Annotated in this window: 24 protein-coding genes and 2 pseudogenes; 12 read left to right on the forward strand and 14 right to left on the reverse strand. The window is 70.5% G+C overall.

Annotated elements, in window-relative coordinates:
• Window positions 1–318 precede the first annotated feature (318 nt).
• Together ACZ4NT_RS31855 and ACZ4NT_RS31860 are read left to right on the forward strand one after the other, a co-directional pair.
• Window positions 319–579 carry a ribbon-helix-helix protein, CopG family gene (locus tag ACZ4NT_RS31855; protein WP_121409891.1) on the forward strand — a complete coding sequence of 87 codons (261 nt, stop codon included), beginning with the start codon at window positions 319–321 and terminating at the stop codon, window positions 577–579.
• Window positions 576–1019 carry a PIN domain-containing protein gene (locus ACZ4NT_RS31860; RefSeq protein WP_467728558.1) on the forward strand — a complete coding sequence of 148 codons (444 nt, stop codon included), beginning with the start codon at window positions 576–578 and terminating at the stop codon, window positions 1017–1019. The genes ACZ4NT_RS31855 and ACZ4NT_RS31860 overlap by 4 nt, the downstream gene beginning before the upstream one ends.
• Window positions 1020–1102: 83 nt before the next feature.
• Here ACZ4NT_RS31860 and ACZ4NT_RS31865 read toward each other — a convergent pair whose 3' ends face one another.
• The 3 genes from ACZ4NT_RS31865 to ACZ4NT_RS31875 all read right to left on the reverse strand — a co-directional run bounded on the left by ACZ4NT_RS31865 (window position 1103) and on the right by ACZ4NT_RS31875 (window position 4491).
• Complete coding sequence (locus tag ACZ4NT_RS31865; RefSeq protein ID WP_147464511.1) at window positions 1103–1333, reverse strand: DUF6059 family protein; 231 nt, start codon at window positions 1331–1333, stop codon at window positions 1103–1105.
• Window positions 1334–1756: 423 nt separating this feature from the next.
• Window positions 1757–3373, reverse strand: a complete 1617-nt coding sequence (gene cimA / locus ACZ4NT_RS31870) for a citramalate synthase (protein ID WP_121409855.1) — start codon at window positions 3371–3373, stop codon at window positions 1757–1759.
• A gap of 47 nt (window positions 3374–3420) precedes the next feature.
• Window positions 3421–4491: a CaiB/BaiF CoA transferase family protein gene (locus ACZ4NT_RS31875; protein WP_121409856.1), complete on the reverse strand. Its 1071-nt coding sequence runs from the start codon at window positions 4489–4491 to the stop codon at window positions 3421–3423.
• Between the two features lie 150 nt (window positions 4492–4641).
• Between ACZ4NT_RS31875 and ACZ4NT_RS31880 the strand changes: the two genes are divergently transcribed.
• A complete protein-coding gene (locus tag ACZ4NT_RS31880; protein ID WP_467728559.1) occupies window positions 4642–5370 on the forward strand; it encodes a DUF427 domain-containing protein in 729 nt (242 codons plus the stop codon).
• 44 nt (window positions 5371–5414) lie between these two features.
• Here the strand turns inward: ACZ4NT_RS31880 and ACZ4NT_RS31885 are convergent, their stop codons facing one another.
• Window positions 5415–6020: a sigma-70 family RNA polymerase sigma factor gene (locus tag ACZ4NT_RS31885; RefSeq protein WP_467728560.1), complete on the reverse strand. Its 606-nt coding sequence runs from the start codon at window positions 6018–6020 to the stop codon at window positions 5415–5417.
• A gap of 88 nt (window positions 6021–6108) precedes the next feature.
• Between ACZ4NT_RS31885 and ACZ4NT_RS31890 the strand changes: the two genes are divergently transcribed.
• Entirely contained in the window at window positions 6109–6939 is an 831-nt protein-coding gene (locus tag ACZ4NT_RS31890) for an alpha/beta fold hydrolase (RefSeq protein ID WP_121409859.1), read from the forward strand.
• Window positions 6940–7255: 316 nt separating this feature from the next.
• Here ACZ4NT_RS31890 and ACZ4NT_RS31895 read toward each other — a convergent pair whose 3' ends face one another.
• Window positions 7256–7834 carry a TetR/AcrR family transcriptional regulator gene (locus tag ACZ4NT_RS31895; protein ID WP_121409860.1) on the reverse strand — a complete coding sequence of 193 codons (579 nt, stop codon included), beginning with the start codon at window positions 7832–7834 and terminating at the stop codon, window positions 7256–7258.
• A gap of 92 nt (window positions 7835–7926) precedes the next feature.
• Here ACZ4NT_RS31895 and ACZ4NT_RS31900 point away from each other — a divergent pair, with 92 nt between their 5' ends.
• Window positions 7927–8373, forward strand: a complete 447-nt coding sequence (locus ACZ4NT_RS31900) for an anthrone oxygenase family protein (protein WP_467728561.1) — start codon at window positions 7927–7929, stop codon at window positions 8371–8373.
• Window positions 8374–8468: 95 nt separating this feature from the next.
• On the opposite strand, the gene ACZ4NT_RS31905 is transcribed toward ACZ4NT_RS31900, so the two are convergent.
• Window positions 8469–9296 (reverse strand): alpha/beta fold hydrolase, encoded by an 828-nt coding sequence (locus ACZ4NT_RS31905; RefSeq protein ID WP_467728562.1) that lies wholly within the window; start codon window positions 9294–9296, stop codon window positions 8469–8471.
• Between the two features lie 68 nt (window positions 9297–9364).
• On the opposite strand from ACZ4NT_RS31905, the gene ACZ4NT_RS31910 reads away from it, so the two are divergent.
• The gene (locus ACZ4NT_RS31910) at window positions 9365–9817 is read left to right on the forward strand and encodes a MarR family winged helix-turn-helix transcriptional regulator (RefSeq protein ID WP_467728563.1); all 453 of its coding nucleotides are present in this window, start codon (window positions 9365–9367) and stop codon (window positions 9815–9817) included.
• A gap of 390 nt (window positions 9818–10207) precedes the next feature.
• On the opposite strand, the gene ACZ4NT_RS31915 is transcribed toward ACZ4NT_RS31910, so the two are convergent.
• On the reverse strand, window positions 10208–11311 hold the full coding sequence (locus ACZ4NT_RS31915; RefSeq protein ID WP_121409864.1) for an FAD-dependent oxidoreductase: 1104 nt from the start codon (window positions 11309–11311) through the stop codon (window positions 10208–10210).
• Between the two features lie 369 nt (window positions 11312–11680).
• Here ACZ4NT_RS31915 and ACZ4NT_RS31920 point away from each other — a divergent pair, with 369 nt between their 5' ends.
• The 3 genes from ACZ4NT_RS31920 to ACZ4NT_RS31930 all read left to right on the forward strand — a co-directional run bounded on the left by ACZ4NT_RS31920 (window position 11681) and on the right by ACZ4NT_RS31930 (window position 14928).
• Window positions 11681–13354: a sulfite oxidase gene (locus ACZ4NT_RS31920; RefSeq protein WP_467728564.1), complete on the forward strand. Its 1674-nt coding sequence runs from the start codon at window positions 11681–11683 to the stop codon at window positions 13352–13354.
• Window positions 13355–13441: 87 nt separating this feature from the next.
• A complete protein-coding gene (locus ACZ4NT_RS31925) occupies window positions 13442–14098 on the forward strand; it encodes a fasciclin domain-containing protein (RefSeq protein ID WP_121409866.1) in 657 nt (218 codons plus the stop codon).
• 161 nt (window positions 14099–14259) lie between these two features.
• Window positions 14260–14928 carry a hypothetical protein gene (locus ACZ4NT_RS31930; protein WP_467728565.1) on the forward strand — a complete coding sequence of 223 codons (669 nt, stop codon included), beginning with the start codon at window positions 14260–14262 and terminating at the stop codon, window positions 14926–14928.
• Between the two features lie 77 nt (window positions 14929–15005).
• Here the strand turns inward: ACZ4NT_RS31930 and ACZ4NT_RS31935 are convergent, their stop codons facing one another.
• The gene (locus ACZ4NT_RS31935) at window positions 15006–15611 is read right to left on the reverse strand and encodes a dihydrofolate reductase family protein (RefSeq protein WP_121409869.1); all 606 of its coding nucleotides are present in this window, start codon (window positions 15609–15611) and stop codon (window positions 15006–15008) included.
• A gap of 245 nt (window positions 15612–15856) precedes the next feature.
• Here ACZ4NT_RS31935 and ACZ4NT_RS31940 point away from each other — a divergent pair, with 245 nt between their 5' ends.
• From ACZ4NT_RS31940 to ACZ4NT_RS31950, 3 genes are all read left to right on the forward strand, one after another.
• Entirely contained in the window at window positions 15857–16474 is a 618-nt protein-coding gene (locus ACZ4NT_RS31940) for a dihydrofolate reductase family protein (protein WP_467728566.1), read from the forward strand.
• Between the two features lie 5 nt (window positions 16475–16479).
• Entirely contained in the window at window positions 16480–17337 is an 858-nt protein-coding gene (locus ACZ4NT_RS31945; protein WP_467728574.1) for an alpha/beta fold hydrolase, read from the forward strand.
• A gap of 662 nt (window positions 17338–17999) precedes the next feature.
• On the forward strand, window positions 18000–18242 hold the full coding sequence (locus ACZ4NT_RS31950) for a hypothetical protein (protein WP_467728567.1): 243 nt from the start codon (window positions 18000–18002) through the stop codon (window positions 18240–18242).
• Window positions 18243–18848: 606 nt separating this feature from the next.
• On the opposite strand, the pseudogene ACZ4NT_RS31955 reads toward ACZ4NT_RS31950, so the two are convergent.
• The 6 genes and pseudogenes from ACZ4NT_RS31955 to ACZ4NT_RS31980 all read right to left on the reverse strand — a co-directional run.
• Window positions 18849–18965: pseudogene (locus tag ACZ4NT_RS31955) on the reverse strand (IS110 family transposase); the annotation flags it as partial.
• A 352-nt stretch (window positions 18966–19317) separates the two neighbouring features.
• Window positions 19318–20283, reverse strand: a complete 966-nt coding sequence (locus ACZ4NT_RS31960; RefSeq protein WP_467728568.1) for a 3-oxoacyl-ACP synthase III family protein — start codon at window positions 20281–20283, stop codon at window positions 19318–19320.
• A 399-nt stretch (window positions 20284–20682) separates the two neighbouring features.
• On the reverse strand, window positions 20683–21573 hold the full coding sequence (locus tag ACZ4NT_RS31965; RefSeq protein ID WP_467728569.1) for a JmjC domain-containing protein: 891 nt from the start codon (window positions 21571–21573) through the stop codon (window positions 20683–20685).
• 159 nt (window positions 21574–21732) lie between these two features.
• Window positions 21733–22635: a tetratricopeptide repeat protein gene (locus ACZ4NT_RS31970; protein WP_467728570.1), complete on the reverse strand. Its 903-nt coding sequence runs from the start codon at window positions 22633–22635 to the stop codon at window positions 21733–21735.
• A 24-nt stretch (window positions 22636–22659) separates the two neighbouring features.
• Window positions 22660–24024 (reverse strand): MFS transporter, encoded by a 1365-nt coding sequence (locus ACZ4NT_RS31975; protein WP_467728571.1) that lies wholly within the window; start codon window positions 24022–24024, stop codon window positions 22660–22662.
• 31 nt (window positions 24025–24055) lie between these two features.
• A pseudogene (locus tag ACZ4NT_RS31980) lies at window positions 24056–24255 on the reverse strand (hypothetical protein); the annotation flags it as partial.

The following is a 24255-nucleotide window of genomic DNA, read 5'->3' on the forward strand; positions in this document are numbered from 1 at the left end:
CACTTCACGCATCACGCCTGTTGAGGCCGTGTCCTCCCGCTCCCCCTCCTTCGTACAGAGCGCCGTCGTGACGGGCCGGCCCTGTCCCACAGGGGGGCCTGCTGGGCTGGATCCCGTCGCACTTCCCGGTGCATTCGTTCGAGTGGCGCTCAAGAGAAGGCCGGGTCCGGACGCGCTCGTTACGGGGCTCGGCGGCGCTGCCTTCGCAGCGGGAGTTGCCGCATGTCGAGCGCCCTGCGTCGTGAAAGGCACCTGACGGTTGCTGCGGTGCGAATTTTGCGATGTACATCAATCCGGTACATGGACTACCATTGGTACATGTCTATGAAGCGCACGAATGTTTACGCGGACCCCGAAGACCTGGAGATCATTAAGGAGGCCGCCAAGCGCAGGGGGATCAGCGAAGCCGAGATCATCCGGCAGGGCATCCACTTGGCCGCCATGGCCAACAGGGTCTGGGACGAACCGCTCTTCTCTCGCACTTTCGAGGGACCAGGACGGACCCTGAGCCGGGGAGAAGTCCGTGACACGGTTGCCGAGGCGGTCCGGCGCGAGTCTGAACCTGGGACCATGGCGTGATCATCGTCATTGCCGATACATCAGGGCTTCTGGCTGCCCTCGACTCGTCACACCCTGACCACCACGCAGCGAATGAGGCGATCCTTGCGGCGGGACTTCTCGTCATGTCCCCTCTTCTGCTCGCCGAGCTCGATCATGTTGCTACTCGTGAGCTGGGCCGGCCTGCGGCGCACAGTGCGATCGACGACATCCGCCACTGGATGCGGCGGGGGCGCGTCATTGCGCCCGAGATCACCGAGGAACACCTAGCTGCAGCTCAGTCTGTCCGGGCCCGCTACAGCGCCCTGAACCTGGACCTTGCAGATGCCGTAAATGTGGCCCTCGCTTCCGACTACGACACCGACGCGATCCTCACGCTCGACCGGCGTGACTTCCGCGCGGTGCGCCCGCTCGGCCGTCATAAGGCCTTCCGGGTACTTCCCGACGATCTTCCGCTGTGACGCCGAAATGAACCCAGCCGCCGGTCCGGAACAGCGTTCCGACAGTGCCATGACATGGCTGAGCGGCCATGCGGTCGGTCGGCTCAACTGGACCTGAGCTCGCGCATGTGCGCCCGCTCCAGTGGGGTGAGCGGGATGTCCAGTCGCACGCGCTCGGGGTGGGCCGGGCACGGCCCTTCGAGCGGTGCGGGCGCCAAGTGCGCGGGGCCGGCGCCCGCCGACCCCTGCGGGTCCACGCCCGTGTAGATCGTGCCGTAGGCGATCAGGCTGCGGTAGATCGAACGCAGCATGCGGCGGGGGAGAGACAGTTTCACGTCCAACCTCACTCCAGTAGGTCATGGCGACCGGCCATGTGCGGACAGCCTGCGGTGCGCGGCTGGAGGAGCAGCCGGGATGCGGTCGAGGTCCGCTCGAATGTTGCCGACTGCACGGATACAGGGAGGGGGAGTCCCCGGCTGTCGGCGGTACGGCCCAAAGCGGCACCCCTGAACATGGAGCCGTACCAAGCAACTTGCAGGCGCCTCACTGGAAAATGCAGGAGACGGGCTGTGAAGCCGACTGCCCGTCCACTCCCATAGAGCCAGCGTCGCCCCGCCCCGGGCCTGCGCGGCACCGGCGGGGTACACACCGCCCGCTGCAGTGACCCACCCACTGCACCCGACGAAGCCTGGGCCCCGGCCGTGACCGCGACGGGCCGTGGGCAGGCCCGGGGCCAGGGCGGCGTCCGATGAGCCTGTCTAGGCGCCGACCCTCACCTGCTCCCCGGTGGCCGGGCTGACGGCGCCGATGAGGGTGTAGCGGACCGCGTCCAGCAGGGCCTGCCAGGAGGCGGTGACGAGGTTGTCGTCGACGCCGACGGTGCTCCAGTGGCGTTTGCCGTCGAAGAAGGTGGCCAGCACCCGGGCGGGGGCGGCGCTGCCGCGCCGGCCGGTGGGCACCCGCACCTGGTAGTCGGTCAGTTCGAGGCCGGCCAGCGCCGGGAAGGACGTGTCCAGACCCTGGTGCAGGGCCCGGTCCAGGGCGTTGACGGGGCCGCTGCCCTGTCCGAGGGCCACCACCGGGGCGCTGTCGCCCACCCGCAGCTGCACGCGGGCCTCGGTGAGCGCCGCGTCGCCGCGTTCTTCGACGGTGACCTGCCAGAAGTCGACGGTGAAGGCCTCCTGGCGGCCGGCCTCGGGGTAGAGCTCCTCGCGCAGCAGCAGTTCGAAGGAGGCGTCCGCGGACTCGAAGCTGTAGCCGCGGCTTTCGAGTTCCTTGACGCGGGCGGCGGCCCTGGCCACCGCGTCGGAGCCGGCGGTGACCTCGTAGCCCAGCTCGCGGGCCTTGAGCTCGATGGAGGAGCGGCCGCCCATGTCGGAGACGAGGGTGCGCATCCGGCTGCCGACGGCGTCGGGGGCGATGTGCTGGTAGAGGTCGGGGTCCACGCGCAGCGCGGAGGCGTGCAGGCCGGCCTTGTGGGTGAAGGCGGACGGGCCGATGTAGGGGGCGGCGCTGTGGGCGGGGCGCCCGGTCAGTTCGCCGATGGCGCGCCCGGCCTCGGCCATGGCCGCCAGCCGGCCCGCCGGCAGTACGTCCAGGCCGCGCTTGAGGACGAGGTTGGCGGCCACCGTGAACAGGTTGGCGTTGCCGCAGCGTTCGCCGTAGCCGTGGGCGGTGCCCTGGGCGTGGGTGGCGCCCGCGTCGACGGCGGCCAGGGTGTTGGCGACCGCACAGCCGGTGTCGTCGTGGCAGTGGATGCCGATGCGTACGCCGGTGGCGTGCAGGGTGTCGGCGACCACCTCGCCGATCCGGTCGGGCAGGGAGCCGCCGTTGGTGTCGCACAGCACGACCGCCTCGGCGCCGGCCTCGGCGGCCGTGCGCACGCACTCCAGGGCGTACTCGCGGTTGTGGCGGTAGCCGTCGAAGTAGTGCTCGGCGTCGACGAACACCCGCCGGCCGGCCTGCACCAGATGCCGCACCGTGCCGGCGATCATGGCGAGGTTCTCGGCGAGGTTGGTGCGCAGCGCCAGCTCGACATGGCGCACGTCGGTCTTGGCGACCAGGGTGATGACCGGGGCGCCGGAGGCGAGCAGGGCCCGCACCTGGGGGTCGGTGGACGCCGACACACCGGGCCGGCGGGTGGCGCCGAACGCGGCCAGTTCGGCGTTGGTCAGGGGCAGTTCGGTGGCGGCGCGGCGGAAGAACTCGGTGTCCTTGGGCACCGCGCCGGGCCAGCCGCCCTCGATGAACCCCACCCCGAAGGCGTCCAGGTGGCGTGCCACGGCCAGCTTGTCGTCGACCGTCAGCACCAGTCCCTCCTGCTGGGTGCCGTCGCGCAGGGTGGTGTCGTAGAGCTGGAAGCCGTGCACAGCCATCAGGGGCCCTCCTGAGTGTCGTTGGGCGTCACGGTCGGACGGCGGCCTCAAGAAACGCTCGACGCGCGCCGGACTTCCGGCGCGGGCGCGGCGGCCGGGGTGCGCTCGAAACGCGGGGCCGGCGCGGGGCCGGCGTCGGTGTAGGTGCCGCGGGCGTGCAGGTGCGGGTGGCGGGCCGCCTCGGTAAGGGTGAGCACCGGGGTGACGCAGGCCTGGGTGTCGGCGAAGTGCGCCGCCCACGCGTCCCGGGTGCGGGTGGCGAACAGGGCCGCGAACCGCTCCCGCAGAGCGGGCCAGTTGGCGGGCTCGTCGCGGTCGGGCAGGACGCGACCGTCCAGGCCGAGACCGTGCAGCAGCGCGGCGTAGAACGGCTCCTCCAAGGCGCCCACCGCGACGTGGCCGCCGTCCGCGCAGGCGTACACGCCGTAGAAGGGGGCCCCGCCGTCCAGCACGTTGCCTCCCCGCCGCGCGGTCCACTGCCCGGCCTCGGTCATCGCCAGCAGCATCCCCAGCAGGGACGCGGTGCCGTCCACGATCGCCGCGTCCACCGTCTGGCCCAGCCCCGAGCGCTGCCGCTCGAAGAGGGCGGCCAGCACCCCGCAGACCAGGAGCATCGAGCCGCCGGCGAAGTCACCGAGCAGGTTCAGGGGCGCCACCGGCGCCCCGCCCGCCTCCCCGATGGCGTGCAACGCCCCGCTGAGCGCGATGTAGTTGATGTCGTGGCCGGGCAGTCCGGCCAGCGGCCCGTCCTGCCCCCAGCCGGTCATCCGGGCATAGACCAGGCCAGGGTTGCGCCGGCGGCACACCTGCGGGCCGATGCCCAGCCGCTCGGCCACCCCGGGCCGGAACCCCTCCACCAGCACATCCGCGTCCTCAAGCAGCCGCAGCAGCTCCTCGACGCCGTCGGGGTCCTTCAGATCCAGCGTCACCGTGCGCCGCCCGCGGTCCAGCACCCGATGCCAGTCGGCGAAGGACCGGGCGCCGTCCGCGCGCTCCACGCGCAGCACGTCCGCCCCCAGATCGGCCAGCATCATGCACGCGTGGGGGACCGGCCCGATCGCGGCCAGTTCCACCACCCGCAACCCGGCCAGCGGGCCCGCCCCTGCGCAGTCGTCCATGCCCGCAAGGCTCACGCGGCGCCCTCGAGGACGCCTGGAGCCGGGCCCTACCGCAGCCGAGCACACTTCCAACCACCCCGCCCGCGGACGGCGGGTGGGCCACCGGGGGCACACCGCTCCCGCACCGTCTCTGTCAGGAGAACAGCACACATGACGACGACCGACCAAGGGCCGATCCGCATCGAGCCGTGCGCCAAGCGGGTCAGGGTCTTCCTGGGCGGCCACCCGGTGGCCGACACCCTCACCCCCCTGCTCGTGTGGGAGTCCCCGCACTTCCCGACGTACTACTTCCCCGCCCGCGACGTCGACGGCAAGCTGCTCGTGGCCGACGGCCGGCGCGCCCAGGCGCCCGGCCGGGGGGAGGCGGAGCAGTTCACCGTCACCGCGGGCGCCGCCACCGCGCCGGGCGCCGCCCTGCACTACGAGGACGGCGACCTCAAGGAACTGCACGGCCACTACCGCTTCGACTTCGACGCCATGGAAGGCTGGTTCGAGGAGGACGAGGAGATCTTCGTCCGCCCCCGCGATCCGCACGCCCGCATCGACGTCCTGGCCAGCTCCCGCCACGTCCGCGTCGAGATCGACGGTGTCACCGTCGCCGATTCCCGCAGCGCCCTGCTGCTGTTCGAGACCGGCCTGCCCACCCGCTTCTACCTGCCCAAGCCCCACATCCGCATGGACCTGCTGCAGCCCAGCGACACCGTCAGCCGCTGCCCCTACAAGGGAAGCGCCACCTATTGGTCGGTGCGCATCGAGGACACCCTGCACGCCGACCTGGCCTGGTCCTACCGCACCCCGCTGCCGGAGGCCCAGAAAGTCGCCGGCTACGTCGCCTTCTACCAGGCCGACATCTACGTCGACGGGGTCCTGCAGAGCTGACCGGCCGCGCGGCGTGCGGCGGGCGCCCAGGGGCCGGTACGGCGTCAGCCCTCGCCCCGGAACCAGTCGCGCTGGACCTGCCGGGCCAGGGCGCGCCGCACCGAGGCCGAGCCGGGGGCGGGGGCGCTGCGGTCGGGCAGGTCGAGACCGCGGCTGATCTCGTCGTAGGTCCTGCGGTAGCTGCCGGGCAGCTCACCCTGCTGCAGCCGCAGGTCCTCCTCCACCAGGCGCCGTAGCTCGTCGACGTTCTCGGCGGTGAAACGCTTCCTTCCGCGGGCCAGCGCATGGACGCCACGGGTGCAGCCCGCGCGGCCGTGGCAGGCCAGGGAGATCTCCTCGGCCAGCGCCCACAACCGCCCCTGCAGCCACGGCACATCACCCTGCTCCAGGGCGGTGCCGGTCACGCCCGGCACCTCACCGGGTGCGTGCCGGGCCAGATGCTTGGACACGGCCGGCTGGCTCATGCCGGTGAGGTGGGCGATCTTCTCCTGGGTCCAGCCGTAACCGGCGAACACCAGGACCAGTTCGGCGCGCAGCGCCCGCAGCTCCTCGCCCGCACGGATGACCTCGTTGATGCCCTGAAGCATCCGCCGGGCCTGCTCCTCGCCCAGTACCGCGGGGGAGGAGCGCGACGTGTCCGAACCTTCCATACCCCGGTTATACACCCTCCTCATCCTCCCCACCCCCCTGTCCATAACCTGGTTGTAAAACCAGGTTATGGATGTCAGGATCGCGGTCATGCCCACCTTCGACGCCGCCGACGGCACCCCGCTCGCCTACCGCACCGCCGGAAGCGGCGAACCGCTGCTGTGCCTGCCGGGAGGCCCCGCCGACTCCCGCTACCTCGGCGACCTCGGCGGCCTGTCCGCCCACCGCCGCCTCATCCTCACGGACCTGCGCGGCACCGGCAGCTCCCCGCACCCCGAGGACCCCGCCGCCTACCGCTGCGACCGCCTCACCGACGACGTCGAGGCCCTGCGCGCCCACCTGGGCCTGGCGCACATCGACCTGCTCGGCCACTCCGCCGGCAGCAACATCGCCACCCAGTACGCCGCCCGCCACCCCCACCGGATCCGCACCCTCACCCTCGTCGGCCCCAGCACCCGCGCGGTCGGCCTGGAGATCACCGCACAGATGCGCCACGACGTGGCCCGACTGCGCCGCGGCGAGCCGTGGTTCGAGCACGCCTACGCAGCCCTGACCGCGCTCACCGAGGGCACCGGCAGCGACGGAGAGGCCATCGCGCCCTTCTTCCACGGCCGTTGGGACGCCGCGGCCCGGCGCCACCACGACGCCGCCCGGCCGCGCAACGCGGACGCCGTCACCGGCTTCGGTGCACCCGGCGCCTTCACCCCGGACGACACCCGCACCGCACTGGCCGCCTGCACCGCCCCCGTCCTGCTGCTCACCGGCGAGTTCGACGTCAACAGCCCGCCGGGCTCGGCGGCCGAGTTCGCCGCCCTCTTCCCCGACGCCCGCCTCGTGGTGCAGCCGGGCGCGGGCCACCACCCCTGGCTCGACGACCCCGAACGGTTCACCTCCACCCTCACGGCCTTCCTGCCGCACTAGGGCACCTGCCGGGCCGTTGACCGACGGGTGTCGCGGCCGGCTCGCCGGGCCGGTGCCCGTACAGGGGTGAAGTCTGCGGTGGACGGCGAGTGCGCGGTGGCCGGCCGCGCCAGGCGGGCGCGAGCGCCCCGGAGGCGAGGGCCGGAGACGGGCAGCGGGGGCCGGACGCGAAGAGCCACCTGCGGCCGGCTGGGGGATGAGCGCGGCGGCAGGGACCGGCCGCCGGACGCGGAGAGCGCGGCGGTGCGGTACGGACCGTCCCGCGCAGGGGCGGCTTTCTCGGGATCGCGCCCGCCTGCCCGCCGCGGCGGTTGTGTCAGAGCACCGCGAGCCGGTCCACCAGCAGCTCCACCCTGCGCTCGGTGTCCTGCGGCGGGAGCCGCCCCGCCCGGGTCAAGGTGGCCAGCCCGTGCAGGGCCGCCCAGAACGTCTCGGTGAACAGTCCCTCCTGGACGCCGTCCCCGGCCACCTCGCCAAGGCTCTCCAGCAGCGCGGCGAAGGCGTCCTTGAGGGGTTCGGGGGTGTCCTCCTGCGCGTACGGCAGGCCGCCGTCGAGCTGGAACAGGGCGTCGTAGACCGCCGGGTTGCGTGCGGCGAAATCGAGGTAGGCGCGGGCCAGGGCGTACACCCGCTCGCGCGGGCCGTGCGCGGCGGCGGCCGCGGCGCGCACCGCCGCGGCCAGCTCGGCGGCGCCCTCCAGGGCGACGGCGCCGATGATCTCGCGCTTGCCCCGGAAGTGGCTGTAGAGGACGGGCTGGCTGTATTCGATGCGCTCGGCCAGCCGGCGGGTGGTGACCGCGTCCCAGCCCTGCTGCTCGGCGAGTTCACGAGCCGTCGCCACGATCAGGCGCTCACGGCTCGCCCGCTCGCGCTCCTTGCGTTCCTGTACCGACATGACGGAAATCCTAGCACCGCTAGACAAGCGAGCGACAGCAGTACTAGCGTTGCCTCATCATCTAGCACTGCTAGATCCCTGGAGGGGTCGTCATGTTCAACGCACTCGAGGTCGTCACGGTCGTAGTGGTCGGCGTGATGGTGGGGGTGGAGTTCGCCGTCGCCTTCGTCATGAACCCCATCCTTGATGCACTCCCTGAGGACAGCGGCCAGCTCGGCCACGCCCACGGAGGCCGGATGCTCGGCGCCGTGATGCCGGTCTGGTACATCACCTCGCTCGTCCTCGTCGCCGTATGGGCTGTCGCCGGACGCCACCACGGCGGCACCGGCCTGGTCGTCACCGCCGGCGCGCTGCTGCTCCTCAGTGTGGTCATGTCGGTACTGCTGCTCGTCCCGATCAACAACCGGAACAAGACCTGGACCCCCGAGAACCGGCCCGAGGACTGGAAGGAGCAGATCAACCGCTGGCTCCGCTTCCACTACGTCCGCCTCGCCGTCATCATCGCCGCCTTCACCCTGCTGGTGGTCGCCCTCGCCTGAACTGCGCGGGCCGGCACCGCGCCGCGGCGCACGACCCCCACCGCCCGCCCGGGCCGCGCGGCGCACGACCCGGCCCCTGCTGCCGGCGGGAGCGGTCAGCCGAGGAACGCGACCAGCCGGTCGTTCAGCTGCTCCGGCGCGGCAAGGGGCAGCGAGTGGTGGGTGGCTCCGGGCAGCAGCGCCACCTCGGCGTGCGGGAGGGTGCGGCGGGCCGTGGCGGCGACCTGGGCGGCGTGATGGGCGCGACTGCGCTCCGCGAGCAGGACCAGCGCCGGCAGACGCAGATCGGCGATCCGGGGACGGCCGCCGACGACGATCTTCCGGCCGGGAACGGTGCCCGCCAGCCCGTACAGGCGTTGCCAGGTCTCGTCCGGGGGGACACCTGCCGTCTCCCAGGCCAGGAACGCGCGGGCGCGGTCCTGGCTCGGGCGGATCAGAGCCGGCAGCGCACGCAGCAGATAGCCGGGGCGGAACCCGGCGAAGACCTGGGTGGGATCGACGAGGGCGAGGCGGCCGAGGCGCTGCGGCGCGTGCAGTGCGTACCTGGCGGCCAGCCAGGCGCCGTAGGAGTGACCGCACAGATGCGTCCGGGTGAGTGCGAGGCCGTCGAGCAGCGCGTCCAGCCAGGCCGTCAGATCGCCCGCGTTCCTCAGCGGTGCGCCCCGGCGTTCGCTCCGGCCGGCGTCGCCCATCAGATCGACCGCATGGATGCGGTAACGCCGGCCGAGAGCCGGTGCGTTGGCGAACCAGACCAGCCCGGTGGCCGAGCCGCCGGGCAGCAGTACCAGGGGGTGGCCGTCCGCCGGGCCGTACACGTGCACCCGGGTGGGGCCGTACGGCGTGGCGATGTCGCGTTCCTCGGTGGACTGCGGCCAGCGGGCGCGCAGTTCGTCGTAGGCAAGGTCGAAAGCGGACACGGACACGAGGATTCCTCTCGCTCAGCGATAATCTCGCTCAGCGAGATATATTACGGGGGTTCGAGGGAGTGTGCATGGACGATCAGAGCCCGGAGATGGGACTGGTTCACCTGCTGCGCGCGGTGACGGTGCGGTTCGACGAGCTCGGCGCCGAGTTCGCCGCGCACAACGGGCTGCACCCCACCGATGTGCGGGCGCTGATCCACCTGCTGGACGCGGCGCGGGCCGGCACCCGCGCCACACCCGGGTGGCTGGGTGAGCAACTGCGCCTGAACTCGGCCGGGACCACGGCCCTGGTGGACCGGCTGGAGCGGCTCGGACTGGTCCGCCGCAGCAGGGATCGAGCGGACCGGCGACGGGTGCTGCTGAACGTGGAGGAGAAGGCCACGCAGCTCGGGTGGGCCTTCTTCGGGCCGGTGATCGGCGAGGTGGTGGCGGCCGCGGACAGCTTCGACGCGGGCGAGTTGGAGACGGTACGGCGCTTTTTGACCGCGGTGCTCACGACCACCGGCACCAGCCGGCCGTGACCCTTCGGCGGCCATCGCCTGCAGCGCAACCGCCGAACCACCGCCGCATGCCCGCCTGCGAAGGATCACGGGGGTTTCGGGGTTGAAGCCGGGCCTGGCCGCCTACCAGCGTGACGCCATCGACGCCTACGCCATCCACCGGCTGAGCTGAGCCGCGCGGGCAGCGGCAGGCCCGCTGCCCACCCCGCCGACGCCGGCCGCCCCGCCCCGCCGACGTCCGCGGCCCGACTGCAGGCGTGGAATCCGGCGACGGCGGGCGGCGGCGCATCGTGGGGCGGCCGAAAGGGGCGGCAGGAATGCCCAGCGGCGGAAAGAGGCGAAAAAGGGGGAGCGGCCGCTGTGCGGGGAAAGGGCGTCCGGCGGGGGAGTGGTGACCGAGCCGAAGCGCCGTCAGGCGCTCTGCTCGGCAGGCTCCTTGACGCCCAGCAGCTCCTCGTACGGTCCGGTGTGCAGGTCGCCGCTCTTGAACCCGGCGACCGCCCTGGCCCCCAGCAGACCGGTGGCCGGCGTGTACCCGGCCCCGCCACCGGGGCCCAACGACAGCGCCATGATCAGCCCGCCGGGCCGGTACGAGGTCAGCGCGCCGCCCTCGATCAGGGCGCGGATGTTCGCGACGACGACGTCCGCGTGCAGCTCCGCCGACTTGGCCTTCTTCAGCTCCGCCAGGGCGGTGATGTCACCGAGCGCGAACACCCGCTCCTGCCCCACGACTTGCAGGGTGTCCTGGACCTCGACCAGCCCGTCGGCCCGGCGGGCACCGGCCAGCTGCTCGCCCAGGCAGTCGGTGGAGGGGGCCGCGCCGAAGCACTGGAACCAGATGTCCGCACTCACCTCCGCGCCCGAACTCAAGGCCGCCGTGAACGACTTGGCCTGCCCCGGCCCACCGGGCAGCAGCTCCCGGTCCACCTGCGCACCCAGGATCACCTGAACACCCAGCTCCGCCAGCTGCCGCGCCACCTCCGCCCGCAGCTCCTCGGGCACCTCACCGTCCAGGATCCGCTCACCCGCCTCGACCAGGACGACCCGCTTGTCGGGCCAGACCGCCTTGATCTCACCGGCGAACTCGAGCCCCACCGGCCCCGCCCCCAGCAGCAGCACCGAGGAGGCCGCCTGAAGCGCCGCCCGCGCCTCACCCAGCCGCTCCAGCGCACCGGCCGCCTCGCTCACCTCCGCCTTCGCCGGGAAGGGGTAACCGGAGCCGGTGGCCAGGACGACATAGTCCGCCGCGATGTGCTCACCCGAGGCGAGCGTGACCCCTCCGGGCTCCACCCGCTGCGCCCGGCCCCGCACCACCCGTCCCCGCCGCAGCAGCCGGTCGTAGGGCATGAACATCCGCTCCGCCCATCCCGCGTCCACGACCCCGCGCAGCGCGGCGACGTTGTGCACGAAGGCGTCCCGCTCCTCGACCAGGATCACCTCGGCCACCTCGTCCAGGGCCTTGGCCACCCGCACGCCCCCGTACCCGCCGCCGACGACCACCACGCTCGCGCTCATAAGTCCTCCGAGTCCCACGTCCGCCGAAGCCGCCACCGGCCCCGCAGCGCGGGGGCGCCCGGTACGGGCCGCCTGCACCGCTGCGGGAGCCCGCACAGCGGCGCCCTGCCGCCGGCCGACGCTAGCCACGCCCCCTCGAGCGGCGGCAGCACGCGAGCGGACCCGAGACAGAGCAGGGTTTCCCGGCGACCGCCGCACGCCCCCGTTTCCGCGCGCAGCCGATGAAATCCAGGACGTGCGGGCCCCCTTTTCCCGGGTACGGAAAGGCGCTTATCCGTTGCCGACGGGGCGGGGGATTGGTCGTTTGGGGAATTTAATCCCCTTGAGTGAGATACCAATCCGCCCCCCGCCCGGGACCGGATTCCCCACGTGAGGACAGAGCGGAACGACCAGCAGACGCCCGCCCGTTGGGTGCGGTTCGAGCTGGGTGCGCTCAGCGGGCTCCTCGCCGGTTTCGCCGCGCTGGCCGTGGCGGAACTGGTGTCCGCGGCCGTCCGCCCCCAGGCCGGACCGGTCGTCGCCGTGGGCGGCGCCGCCATCGACCGCACCCCCGCCCCGGTCAAGGACTGGGCGATCCGCCACTTCGGCACCAACGACAAACTCGTCCTCCAGCTCGGCATCCTCGCCGCCCTGACCCTGCTCGCACTGGCCCTGGGCGTACTGGCCACCCACCGCCGCCGCACCGGCGCGGCCGGCGTCCTGCTCTTCGGTGCCGTCGGCGCCCTCGCCGCCACCACCCGCCCCGATTCCACCGGCCCCGCCGACGCCCTGCCCTCGATCCTGGGCGCCCTGGCCGGAGCCCTGCTGCTGTACGTACTGGCGGGCCGCCTCACCCCAGCCCACACCCCCACCCCCACCGCCCCAGCCGCCGGGGCGGCGCAGCCCCACCCGGACGTGGACGGCATCCCGGGCCCGCGCCCGGAGCCCGACCCGGCGCAGGGCGGCGAGCGCGGCTGGGACCGCCGCGGATTCGTCATCGCGGCCACCGCCGCCGCGGCCGCCTCCACCGGCGCCGCGCTGGCGGGCCGCACCCTCAACTCCCGCTCCGGCGGCCAGGCGGTCGCCTCCCGCAGCCGGCTGGTCCTGCCCGCCGCCGCTTCCCCCGCCCCGCCCCTGCCCCGAGGCACCCGGCTGCGGGTGCCCGGCATCAAACCGTTCCTCACCCCCACCCAGGACTTCTACCGGGTCGACACCGCACTGGTGGTCCCCAAGGTGGACGCCACCACCTGGCGGTTGCGGATCCACGGCAAGGGCGTCAGCCGCCCGCTGACCATCACCTTCGAGGACCTGCTGCGCCGTGAACTCATCGAACGGCACATCACGCTGACGTGCGTGTCGAACGAGGTCGGCGGCCCCTACGCCGGCACCGCCCGCTGGCTGGGCGTCCGGCTGGCGGACCTGCTCGCCCAGTGCGGGGTGAAGCCGCCGTCCAAGGGCGGAGGGGCCGACCAGCTGGTGGCCCGCTCGGTCGACGGCATGACCCTCGGCAGCCCGGTCGAGGACGTCATGGACGGCCGCGACGCACTGCTGGCCATCGGCATGAACGGCCGGCCGCTGCCCTTCGAGCACGGCTTCCCGGTCCGCATGGTCGTCCCCGGCCTGTACGGCTACGTCTCGGCCTGCAAATGGATCGAGGACATCGAACTGACCACGTTCGACGCCTACGACCCGTACTGGGTCAAGCGCAGCTGGGCCCGCCGGGCGCCGATCAAGACCCAGTCCCGCATCGACACCCCCAAGCCCTTCGCCCGCCCCGCGGCCGGCACGGTCATGGTCGCCGGGGTGGCCTGGGCCCAGCACCGCGGCATCGACAAGGTCGAGGTCCGCATCGACGACGGCCCCTGGCAGCAGGCCGACCTGGCCGCCGAAGCCTCCCGCGACACCTGGCGCCAGTGGTCCTTTCCCTGGAAGGCCACCCCAGGCAGCCACACCCTGACCGTGCGGGCCACCGACCGCACCGGCCGGGTGCAGACCGACCGGCGCACCCGCACCGTCCCCGACGGGGCCAGCGGCCGGCACTCGGTGGTGGTCACCGTCGACTGACCACCCCAACACCCCTTTCCCGCAAGCCACTTACGTCTTTTCTTCCCGCTGAAAACGTCATACGACACCCCCTATAGGAGAACCGTCATGAACACCCGTATCCGCCGCGCAGCCGTCGCCGTCGCCGCAGCCGCCGTACTGCCGATCGCGCTGACCGCCTGTTCCGACGACAGCAAGGACTCCTCCGCCTCCTCCTCGACGAAGGCCTCCGCCTCCGCCGCGGCCACCGACAGCTCCACCGGCAGCGCCGGCGACGAGATGACCTCCGACGAGCCGTTCGGCCCGGCCTGCGCCTCGGTGCCCAAGGACGGCGCCGGCTCCTTCGAGGGCATGGCCAAGGACCCGGTGGCCACCGCCGCCTCCAACAACCCGGCCCTGTCCACGCTGGTGACGGCCGTCAAGAAGGCCGGCCTGGTCGACACCCTCAACAACGCCGAGAACATCACCGTGTTCGCGCCGACCAACGACGCCTTCGCGAAGATCCCCAAGGCCGACCTGGACAAGGTCCTCAACGACAAGGCGCAGCTGACGAAGATCCTCACCTACCACGTCGTGGGCGAGAAGCTGACCCCCCAGGACCTGGAGAACGGCTCCTTCGAGACCCTGGAGAAGTCCAAGCTGACCACCTCCGGCTCCGGTGAGTCCTACACCGTCAACGACTCCGCCAAGGTCGTCTGCGGCAACGTCAAGACCGCCAACGCCAACGTGTACATCATCGACACCGTGCTGATGCCCAAGAGCTGACGCGCCACCGATCCGCCGGCGCCGGGACCACCTGGGTCCCGGCGCCGGCGCACCCGGCCGACCCGCGGCCGCGGGCGCTGCCGCGGGAACCGCCACCGGCCCCGGCGTCCGGCGCAGGGGCGGGCGGGGGCGATGTCCGAGGGATCCGGTTGGATGAACGCGTGACTGCCTACGACGTGGCCCGCCGGCTGCCTGCCATCGATGACCTGCGGGACCTTTGCCGCTCGCTTGCCATGCTCGACGCGATCCTGAGCCCGGACTGGGAAGGCCGGTACTACTCCTTCGACGCCACGTGGGCCGAGGGCGAGGAGATGGCCTCGATGCGCAACGGCTCGGGAGACGCGTACTCCATCGTCTTCTCGGACGCCGGGGCCTATGTCCGCGGCTTCGACCACGAATCACCGATGAGCCCCTACGGCCGGGACGGCGAGCCCTGGCCGGGAGTGATCGACGACGTTCCCGGGGTCTTCAAATCCTGCGTCGAGGAGCCGGCGTTCACCGACGAGGACGGCGTGCCCGTCGTGACGGTCTGCCTGTGGCGGGAGGCGAGGGATGAGCAGTGGCACCACGGCACGATCGACTTCCCCGCGAACCGCACCGACCCTGATGGCGCGACGGGCCTGTTCCCCCTGCTCCTCGATCGCTCACCCGAAGCGTTCCAGCGCTTCGCCGAGGACTACTACGAGGTCGGTGTGGACCTGCAAGCGGTCCGTGAGCTGTATGCCCTGCGGCCGCTGACCCCCGCACTCGTGGCGTCGTTGAACGCCGAGGTCACCCTCGCGGACCTGGCCCAGGACATCTCCGAGATCGGCTATCCGCAGGCCCACTGAGAGGTGAGAGCCGGTCCCTCTGCCCACCGGCGCGTCCCTGCCGGCGGGCCTGAGGAGGTGCCCCGTTGCGGAGCCGTCTAGTAGCTGTCGTAGCCGGGCTCACCGCTCGGCCGGTAGACGCCCACGACGGTGCCGCCCTTCGTCGTCGAGACGCTGACGGGCTCCAGCGCGGTGGGGATCGCTCCGTCGGCGAACAGCCGCTTGCCGGTACCGATGATCACCGGATGGATGGTCAGCCGGTACTCGTCGACGAGGCCGTGCCGCATGAGGGTCTGGGCGAGATCGCCGCTGCCGACGACGTTGATGTTGCCGCCGTCGGACTCCTTCAGCTTGCGCAGCGCATCGACGACGTCGCTTCCCAGCAGCGTGGAGTTCTGCCACTCGACGGACGTCAGGGTCCGGGACGCCACGTACTTGTCCATCGTGTTCATCCGCTCGGTGAACGGGTTGGACGGATCGGCGGTCGGCCAGTACGACGCGAAGATGTCGTACGTCTTGCGGCCGAGCAGCATCGCGTCGGAATGCTCGTACCAGCCGGCGATGGCCGCACCGACCTCGTCGTCGGCCACCGGCTTCTGCCAGCCGCCGTGCTGGAAGCCGCTCTCGGAGTCCTCGTCCGGACCGCCCGGCGCCTGCATGACGCCGTCCAGGGTGAGGAACGTGCAAATGATGATCTTGCGCACGGTGCGCTCCCTTCGTCGACGGGTAGACGGCACAGCCACCGCAAACTCATCGGCACGAGGTCCGCGGCGCAGCACAAAAGCCGTCGTCCGCACCAACCCCTGAGGCCCGGCGTCGGACACGGGCCCCGGCCACCCTGTGCAGGGGTTTCCGGCCGGCGGGCGTCACGCCGGCCGGCCGGGTGCACATCGGGTGCGTGCTTCACGGGTGAGCGATGAGTTCGGGGCGCGGATCGGGTCTGCCCTGTATGACGTCGATCATCGCTGACATCTCGGTCTCCCTCGACGGTTTCGTCACCGGGCCCGACCCCGGCCCGGACAACGGCCTGGGCACCGGCGGGGAGGCTCTGCACACCTGGGCGTTCTCCGACGACCCCGACGACCGCCGGTTCCTGCGCGAGGGGACCGCCCGCTCGGGTGCGGTCGTCCTGGGCCGCCGCCTCTTCGACGTGGTCGACGGACCGCACGGCTGGGACGACACGACCGGCTACGGCGCCGGCGAGGTCGGCAAGCCCGCGTTCGTCGTCGTGACGAGCTCCCCGCCGGAGTCGGTGCGGCTCACCGGCCTGGACTGGACGTTCGTCACCACCGGTCTGGCCGATGCCGTCGGCGCGGCGCGCGAGCGCGCCGAGGCGGCGTCGGCACAGCAGGGCAAGGACCTCGACGTGGTCCTCATGGGCGGCGGCGCCACGATCGGCTCGGCGCTCGCCGCGGGACTCCCCGACGTGCTGTCGCTGCACCTCGCGCCCGTCGTGCTGGGTGCCGGGACGCCCCTGTTCACCGGCGGGCCGCCCCGCACGCTGGTGCAGCGGAGCGTGACCTCGACATCGACCGCGACGCACCTGACCTACGACGTCCGGCGGTGATCCCAGTGGCCACCGTCGACGTCAATGAGACCGCCGTGGGCATCGAGTCGTTCGGCGACGACGACGCGCCCCTGATCCTGCTCGCGGGCGGGACGACGATGCTGTCCTGGCCCGACGCGCTGTGCGAGCGCCTCGCCGCCGGCGGGCGCCGGGTGGTGCGCTACGACCTGCGCGACAGCGGAGAGTCGACGACCGCCGACCCGCAGGCGCCCGCCTACACCCTGCGCGACCTCGCCGCCGACGCGGCGGCCCTGGCCGGCGTACTCGGCGGCGGGCCCGCGCACCTCGCGGGGATCGGCGTCGGCGGGATGGTCGCCCAGGTGGCCGCGCTCGACCATCCGGGCGCGTTCTCGGCGCTCACCCTGGCCGGCACCCGCGCCGTTGCGCCCGGCCCGCCCGACGACGACCTGCCCGACCACGACCAGGCGACGATGAGCCGGCTGTTCGCGCATCCCATGCCCGACTGGACCGACCGCGAGGCGGTGGCCGAGTTCGCCGCCCACGGCGCCCGGATCCTCGGCGACGACCCCGCCGCCGCGCGCGCGAGCGCCGCGCGCATCTGGGACCGCACACCCGGTACCGCACCTGCCGTCCAGATGGCCAACCAGCTGGGCATGGTCTTCTCCCGGCTCGACTGCACACCCCGCTGGCGCGAACGCCTGCCCGAGATCGGCATCCCCACGCTCGTCGTCCACGGCCGCCGCGACCGGTTCTTCCCCGTCGGCAACGCCGAGGCACTCGCGCGCGAGATCCCCCGGGCGCGCCTGCTCGTCCTGGAGGACGCCGCCACCGCGATCCCCGACGCGGCGGTCGGCGAGGTCGCCGAGGCGATGCTGACCCTCGGGTCCACGCCTCGACGGTGAGCCGGCGGGTCTCCAAGACCGGGCCGGCCGTCGTGACGTGGCACCGGAACCAGCGTCGGTCGATGCGGTCGAGCCCTGAGCATCGCGACGACGGCTCTCCCTGCGCTTCAGATGCCAGGGACCAGGCCTCGAACGAGGTGCCGGTCACGCCGATGCATCGTGCGCTCGGGTGTGGCGAGCCGGCACCGCGACGCCACTGGAGCACATCCAGTCCTCGCGGTTTCGCTCGGTGCTCCGAGGGTATTGCCCAGATCTGAGTTCGAGGGGGTGAGGGAACGTTGATCAGCGCTCAGTGGATCGTCGAGGTTCTCCGCATCTCCCTGTCAGGCCTGGTCGCCTCCTTCCTCCGCGCCATGGCTGCCCGCCTCGCGCTTCTCGGACCCCACGCACGCCTACCCCATGCCGCCCGCGTGGCAGCGCTTCGCGCGGCGCGGACCCGTGCGGACCGGCGATGTGCCCTTACCACCCGCCAGTGGCTCGCGGCCGTACCGATTCCACTCCCCACGCCGCTCGCCCAGACTCCGCGCGCTCCGCGGAGCCCCGCAGGCGGGGCAGCCCTCACCTTCATCCAAGGGGCACCCTCGTCTTCGTACCGCCCGTGAGGGGCGTCTCAGAGACGCGACGAGGGGCCCACGGGGCTGCCGTGTGTCGGAGTCGCAGACATGCTCGTCGAATACCTTGCCAACTTGCCCGCGTGGGCGGGAGCGTTGGCAGTCATCCTGATGTTGCTGAGCGGTACCGCGGCAACCATCTGCCGAGTCATCTTTCCGCAGGCTTCCAAGGACCGCGCAAGAGTCTGGTCCGAGTTCCTGTCGCTCGCTGCTCGCTGGGTTGACGCCCGCATCGAGCGTCGTCGCGTGCAGGACAGGAATCGGCAACGCAGCCGGGAGCGTCCCCGCCGCTAGGGTCGGGCCGGCGCAGGTGTCGATCAGCGCACTAACGCATTCGGCTGGGGAAGCCTGGATCGGTTGAGGACTCTGCTGAAGGCCGGGAACTGGTGCCCGCAGAGCGAGCTCGCCGGTCCGGGGGACCCAACCTGGCCCGCACCGGATGGCTCACACGCCGGCGTGACCGCCGCACCACGTACGGGAAACGGCCTGCTGTCCGGTCATTCGCCACCCGGCATCCGGAGCCCGACACGCTTCGGTCGACCAGGGCGAGCCTGTCGCGGACGGCGGCGAACTCGACGTCCGAATACTGCCGGTGCGCCGGGCTCCGGCAGGGGATCATGCGCTGACTGCGGGAGTACCGCCGACGCCGGATGCGAGCGGTCTTCTGACGGTCCGGGACAGGGAGCTGTCCGTCGCCGATCCGCCGTATGAGGGGCTCTTTGTGGACCAGCCTGTTGTCGCCGACACCCTTTTCGACGACTCCGTGATCGGCGGCGAGCAGCCTCCCGCGGTCCGGGACGACCTCGTGCCCGCACTTGCCGGACTTGACTGGCCGGCGCTTTACGCGCAGCTGTGCCAGGAGGGAGCGGCCCTGACTCCGAAGCTGCTGACCCGCACGCAAAGTTCGGACTGGTCATTGGCGAGGCGCCGGGACAGAAGGCGCCTCCCCGTGTCGTCGATCACCACGCAGTGGTGATGGGTCTTCCCGGCGTCGATACCGGCCCAGGGATGGCTCACTCGCTTCTCCGCAGGTCGTGTTCGATTAGGTACCACGGGCGAACTCGCTGTCGAGTGCCTACTGATCGATCAGTGCGGCAATTCCTAATGAGCAGCCGCGTCTTCGTGGGGTGCCGAGCGACGGCTCGGAGCAAGCCACAACCACGGCAGACGCCGGAAAGCCACACCCGGCACCCGTGAGTAGGTCAACCCTAGGAATGGCTCGCTGATCCCGATCGACGCGGTAGGGACGCCTGCACCCGCCTCAACGACCGCCGCCCCACCCCGGTCCTCGACCACATCCCAGTCAGGTTACATTGACTGCGCACCGACAGGTACTGCCCGAGCGGGGAGGATTGACTTGGGTTTATGCTCAGCCGTGGCTGGTGTATTCCAGTGCCGTAATTCCCCAGGTGAAGCCGACGGCGGCCGTTGCGAGCAAGATTAGGCTGCCGGGGCGAAGTCTGTTGGCCGTTTTCAGGTCGGACAAGGCTATCAGAGTGTCTACGCCGCCCATGTGCCCAAATCTGGTGTAGTTGAACACACTCCTTTCGTCGGGAATCCCGAGGGCTTGGAGGACTTGCTTATGTCTATCCATATTGGTTTGGCTGATAAGGAAATAAGCGATATCGGATGGCTTCCTGTCGAGCACGGAAAGGGTTCTGTTGACCAGTTTATTGAAGTTTTTGACATAGACCTCGCCAAATCCTTCTCGACGCCTTCCCTGGCGGATGAAAACTCCCTCCGGTCCGTGCTCGGCTGCGGCACTGTCAACCCAGTCAGGATCGGTGAGCATCGTGGAACCGAGCATTTCAAAGGGGCCCTCACCATCGCCTACAAGCATCGCCGCCGCTGCGTCGCCGAAATTGAAGAGACCCTTGGATTCTGGATTACTGTAGTCTACAAGCCTGCTCAGCCGATCGGCAACAAGGACGAGAACGTACTTTGCTTGCCTCAGTGCCACTTTATCGCGCGCAATCTGCATCGCGGCCATTCCGGCATTGCAAAAGTTCGCGACCTCGAAGCAGTGTGCCTTGCGGATCCCTAGCGCCTGTGCCACCTTAGCTGCTGGCGACCAGAAAGGGATGTCCCATTCGGAGGAGCCGGAGTATATGACGAAGTCAATATCGTCCCTACCTACCCGGCTTCGGGTCAATATTTCCTCTGCGGCGCGGTGTGCGAGTTGCCAGGACTGCTCATCCTCACCCAAAATTGGCACCTCCTCGCAATGAGTGACAGCCATAATTTCGGCAAGCGGGACCCCCGATCTCGCGTGAATATCCCTCACGTTAAGACGTGCGGAAGGAAATTGGACGGCGAGGTCCAGTACACCTATCACGAATTGCCCTTTCTGCGGTAAGTGGCTTTATCAGGTGATGCCCTTATCGCTGGTCGAGGGCGACATTGGGGGCTTGCCGCCACAGGCCTCGACCAGTTTGCCCGGGCCGTCGGACGCAAGCCCAGATGGTCCAGAACTGATTCACTAGGAGATTTCACCCTCGCCCCAACCGCATAGGCGTCATCACGAAGGCCGCACTCGTCCTCAACGACACCTAACGATGACTTTCGCGAGAAAACCTCGCTGGTTGCAGATCGACGCGACGAGTAAATCGCCCGTCGCCTTCAGCCGATCCGCAGCGTGCGGCATCAACGCGAACAGCAGTCCGGGCCAGACGGCAGCCACCAGTGGCCAGAGCCGCGACGTGTTGAAGTCCGGACCGGACCTGATGGTTTGTTACTACCAGCCAGATGCGGGCGCTTTCCCCGCGGACTCCTCGGCGGTTTTTCTGATCTCCTGTTCGACGTCCATACCATTCATCAATGAGATCAGTTTTTCTATTTTTGATCTGAATTCCTTCTGTGTTCTGGGTGAAAGCAACGGCGTGTCGGAGAATTCGGGGTCCTCGCGCATGATCCGGGTCAGTGCGGAGGTTATTACTTCCGGCCAGATGTCCCGCCGGGCAGCGAGTGTCACGTGCAGGGACGCCGTGTCGGTGCTTGCGGCAACGTGGGGTGCATGGCGGGGCATGTAGAGAAGGTCCCCGGGGTGCAGGGTGGTTTCTAGGAATGGCTCCCCGAGTTCAGCGGGATCGTAGAATTCTCCGTGAGGGCGGGGGTTTCCCTGGGGCAGCCATACCCGCCAGTCCTTGGTTCCTTCCAGTTGCAGGGCGAAGACGTCGTCTGGGTCATCGTGCTCGGAGACGCCGCGTGAGTGGGGAGGAGTGAAGAATGCATAGGTGTCGCATGATGCGCCGAGCCTGTCAGCGGCCATCCGGCGGTTCTCCTCGAAATCTTTCCGGAAGAGGTGGATGTTCCGCCACATGACGGTTGCTCCATCATGGAGCCACTGCTCAACTTTTTCTGGTATTGCAAATTTCACCGGAGCCCCGCCGCTCTCCCACCTGTACCCGCTGTACTCGTTCGAAGGAATCGTTTCGGGGTAGCGGTAGAGGCTCAGGAAGCGGGTTGGGAAGACGCACTCGCGAAGCAGGGAGAGCAGGACCTGCGAGGAAGCCACCTCACTCGCGTCCCTGCCAAGCGCGTTCCTGCGCAGAAGAGGTCGATTTCCGAATTCATTCGACAGGAAGTCCGGGCCGGCTAGGCCCACGAAGTCAACAGTGGACATCATCCCGGCCCTTCCTCGAAATCGCCGGGATTGCTGGATCCCCCGACGGGTGGGCGCGTCGCGGCGATGAGAAGGAGTGGGTTCTCAGCGTCTGCGCACGGGATGCACAACAGGAAGGACAGGCTCATTACGGTCTCCGTTCTTCGCGGGCCGTGCCGGTGGTTAGGACTGAGGCAGGGCGACGGTGGCGAGTCCGCGGTGGGCAGCTTGGAGGACGGGGTGGTCGGGGGTGACGCGGCCGGTGAGGAGGGTGATGGCGCGCTGGTAATGGGGGAGAGCCTGATGGGGCTGGTTGTGCTGCAGGAGCGCGGCGGCGAGGCCGACGAGGGTGGTGGCGAGTTCGGGGTGGTCGAGGCTGAGGAGGGATTCTTTGACAGCCAGTGCCGTGTGGTAGTTGGCAATGGCGTCGGTGTAGCGGTGGCGGCGGTGGTGGAGGGCTGCGAGGTTGTGACAGTTCACGGCGATGTCGTAGCGGTGGTCACCGTCAGCCGAGCCGAAGGTTTCCAGGGCGGCGCGGAGTTGGGTCTCAGCCTCGTCGATGCGTCCGCAGCCGTCCAGCAGGGCGGCCCAGGCCGCCCGGTCGGCTGCCACCCGTAGATCACTGGGGCCGTGGAGATGTTCGCGGATGGCCACCGAGCGGGCCGCCCACGGCTCGCCCGCGGTGCTGTCACCACAGGCGTGGGCGAGGCCGCCCAGGTTGTGGCAGATCGTGGCCACTGCGTCGCACTCCTGCCCGTACATCTGCTCGTAGACGGCCAGTGCCCGCATGTACAGGGCCTCGGCCTGTTCGAAGCGGCCGGTGTACTTGCCCAGGATCCCCCACTGGTTGCAGATCGAGGCGACCAGGGGCCCGTCCGGGCCTTCGATCCGCTCCGCCGCTGCCAGCGTGAGGGAGAACAGCAGCCCCGCCCGCCGGTATTCCCCTGCCCTGCGCCACAGGTCGGCGAGGTCTCGCTGCGCGGCCAGGCGTGTGCGTGTGCCTCCGGGGGTGCGCGGCGCGTCGCGGATCGCGGACCGCAGCCGCCGCTGGGTGTCGTGGTTCCCGTTGATGGTCGTGGCAGTCATGGCGATGTTCCTCGGGTCGGAGGGTCACCCGGCAGATACGGGCTCGGGTTCCGGTTCGGGGTCGGATTTCGGTTTGGTGGTCCGTTGCGCTGGCAGGTCGATGGAGGCCGGCAGGCGCCGGCGCAGTCGCAGGCCGACGGCCGCGGCCAGAACGAGCAGGAGGGCGAGCGCGGGAAGGAGCAGGTTCCCCGTTCCGAGGGCAAGGAACAAGCCGGTCAGGGCCGTGCCGGCAAGCCAGCCTCCGGTCCAGGCCAGCGAGTAGGCGCCGTTGTAGCGTCCGCGGAGCCGGTCAGGGGCGAGATCATTGACCAGGGCGCCGAATACCGGGGCCAGCATGGTCTCGCCGACTGCAAACACCACCACAGCCATGGCCAAACCCGCGATGCCCAACCCAGGCGTGGCAGCCATCAGCAGCCACGCTGCGGCCATCACCAGCGCCCCAGTCATCAGGCAGGTGGTGCGCCGCCAACGGCGCGACAGTGCCCTCATCGGGACCTGCATGGCGGTGACCACCGCCATGTTGGCAGCGAACACCCAGCTCAGGCCGGAGGCTGGCAGGTGGCGCAGGGTGAGGACCGCGGGCAGGCCGATCGCCAGCTGGCAGTACCCGGCGGACACGACCACCGCCGCCACGGCACACAGCCAGCCCATCCCGCGGTCCCGCGCCACCTCCCGGTAACCCGCCGGCCTTTCGCGGGCTACCGGGGCCCGGGTCGCCTCTTCGAGGGCACACGAGGGCCTGTCACGCGGCACCCACCGCCACACCACCATGGCCAGGAGGAGGAACGAGGCGGCGTCCACTATGTACAGTAGTACATATCCGCCCGCGGGCTGCGCGCCCAGCAGGAACGCCGAGATCAGCGCCCCCGCGACCCCGCTCGCGTTCACCCCTGCGTAGGCGATGCTGAAGACCCTCGGCCGCTGCCCGTCAGGCGTGACCTGCCCCAGCAGAGAACTCAGCGCCGCCGCCAGCACGGCAGCCACCACCCCGTAGAGCAAGAGCGCGAGGACACCGACCGCCGGGCCGTGCACCGTCAGCAACCCGAGCACGCTGGCGGCCGTAGACACCAGTGCCGCCAGGGATGCCCGGCGTACTCCCAGCCGGTCCACCCACACGCCGCCCAGTGCAGCTCCCACCACAGCCCCTGCCGCGCGGACCGTCAGCAGGCCGCCCACAACCCCCGCCCCCAGGCCCCGCTCCTGCTCCAGGAACACGAACAAGTATGGCGCCGTCGCCGCCGTACCGGTGGCCGACACCACACACCCTGCCAGGACTATCCACACGACTGCCGGCAGACCCCGCCAACCACTACCCACGGCCACTCCCTGCTTCAGAAAGGCAAATATCGGCTGGTGGTAGGCACTCCTGCCACCAGCACCAGCCGACACCTGCCTCTACCGAGAACCCTCGACCACGAACTCAGATCCTGCTGATGTCATGGGTCAGGTCCCGAGCATTCGGGTCCGCGTCGACCACGATCTCGTTGTGGTTCGCACCGGACGGCGGTTCGTCGGGTCCTGCGTCGACCACGATCTCGTTGTGGTTCGCACCGGACGGCGGTTCGTCGGGTCCTGCGTCGACCACGATCTCGTTGTGGTTCGCACCGGACGGCGGTTCGT

The organism is Streptomyces sp. NPDC026417 (genome assembly GCF_055567695.1).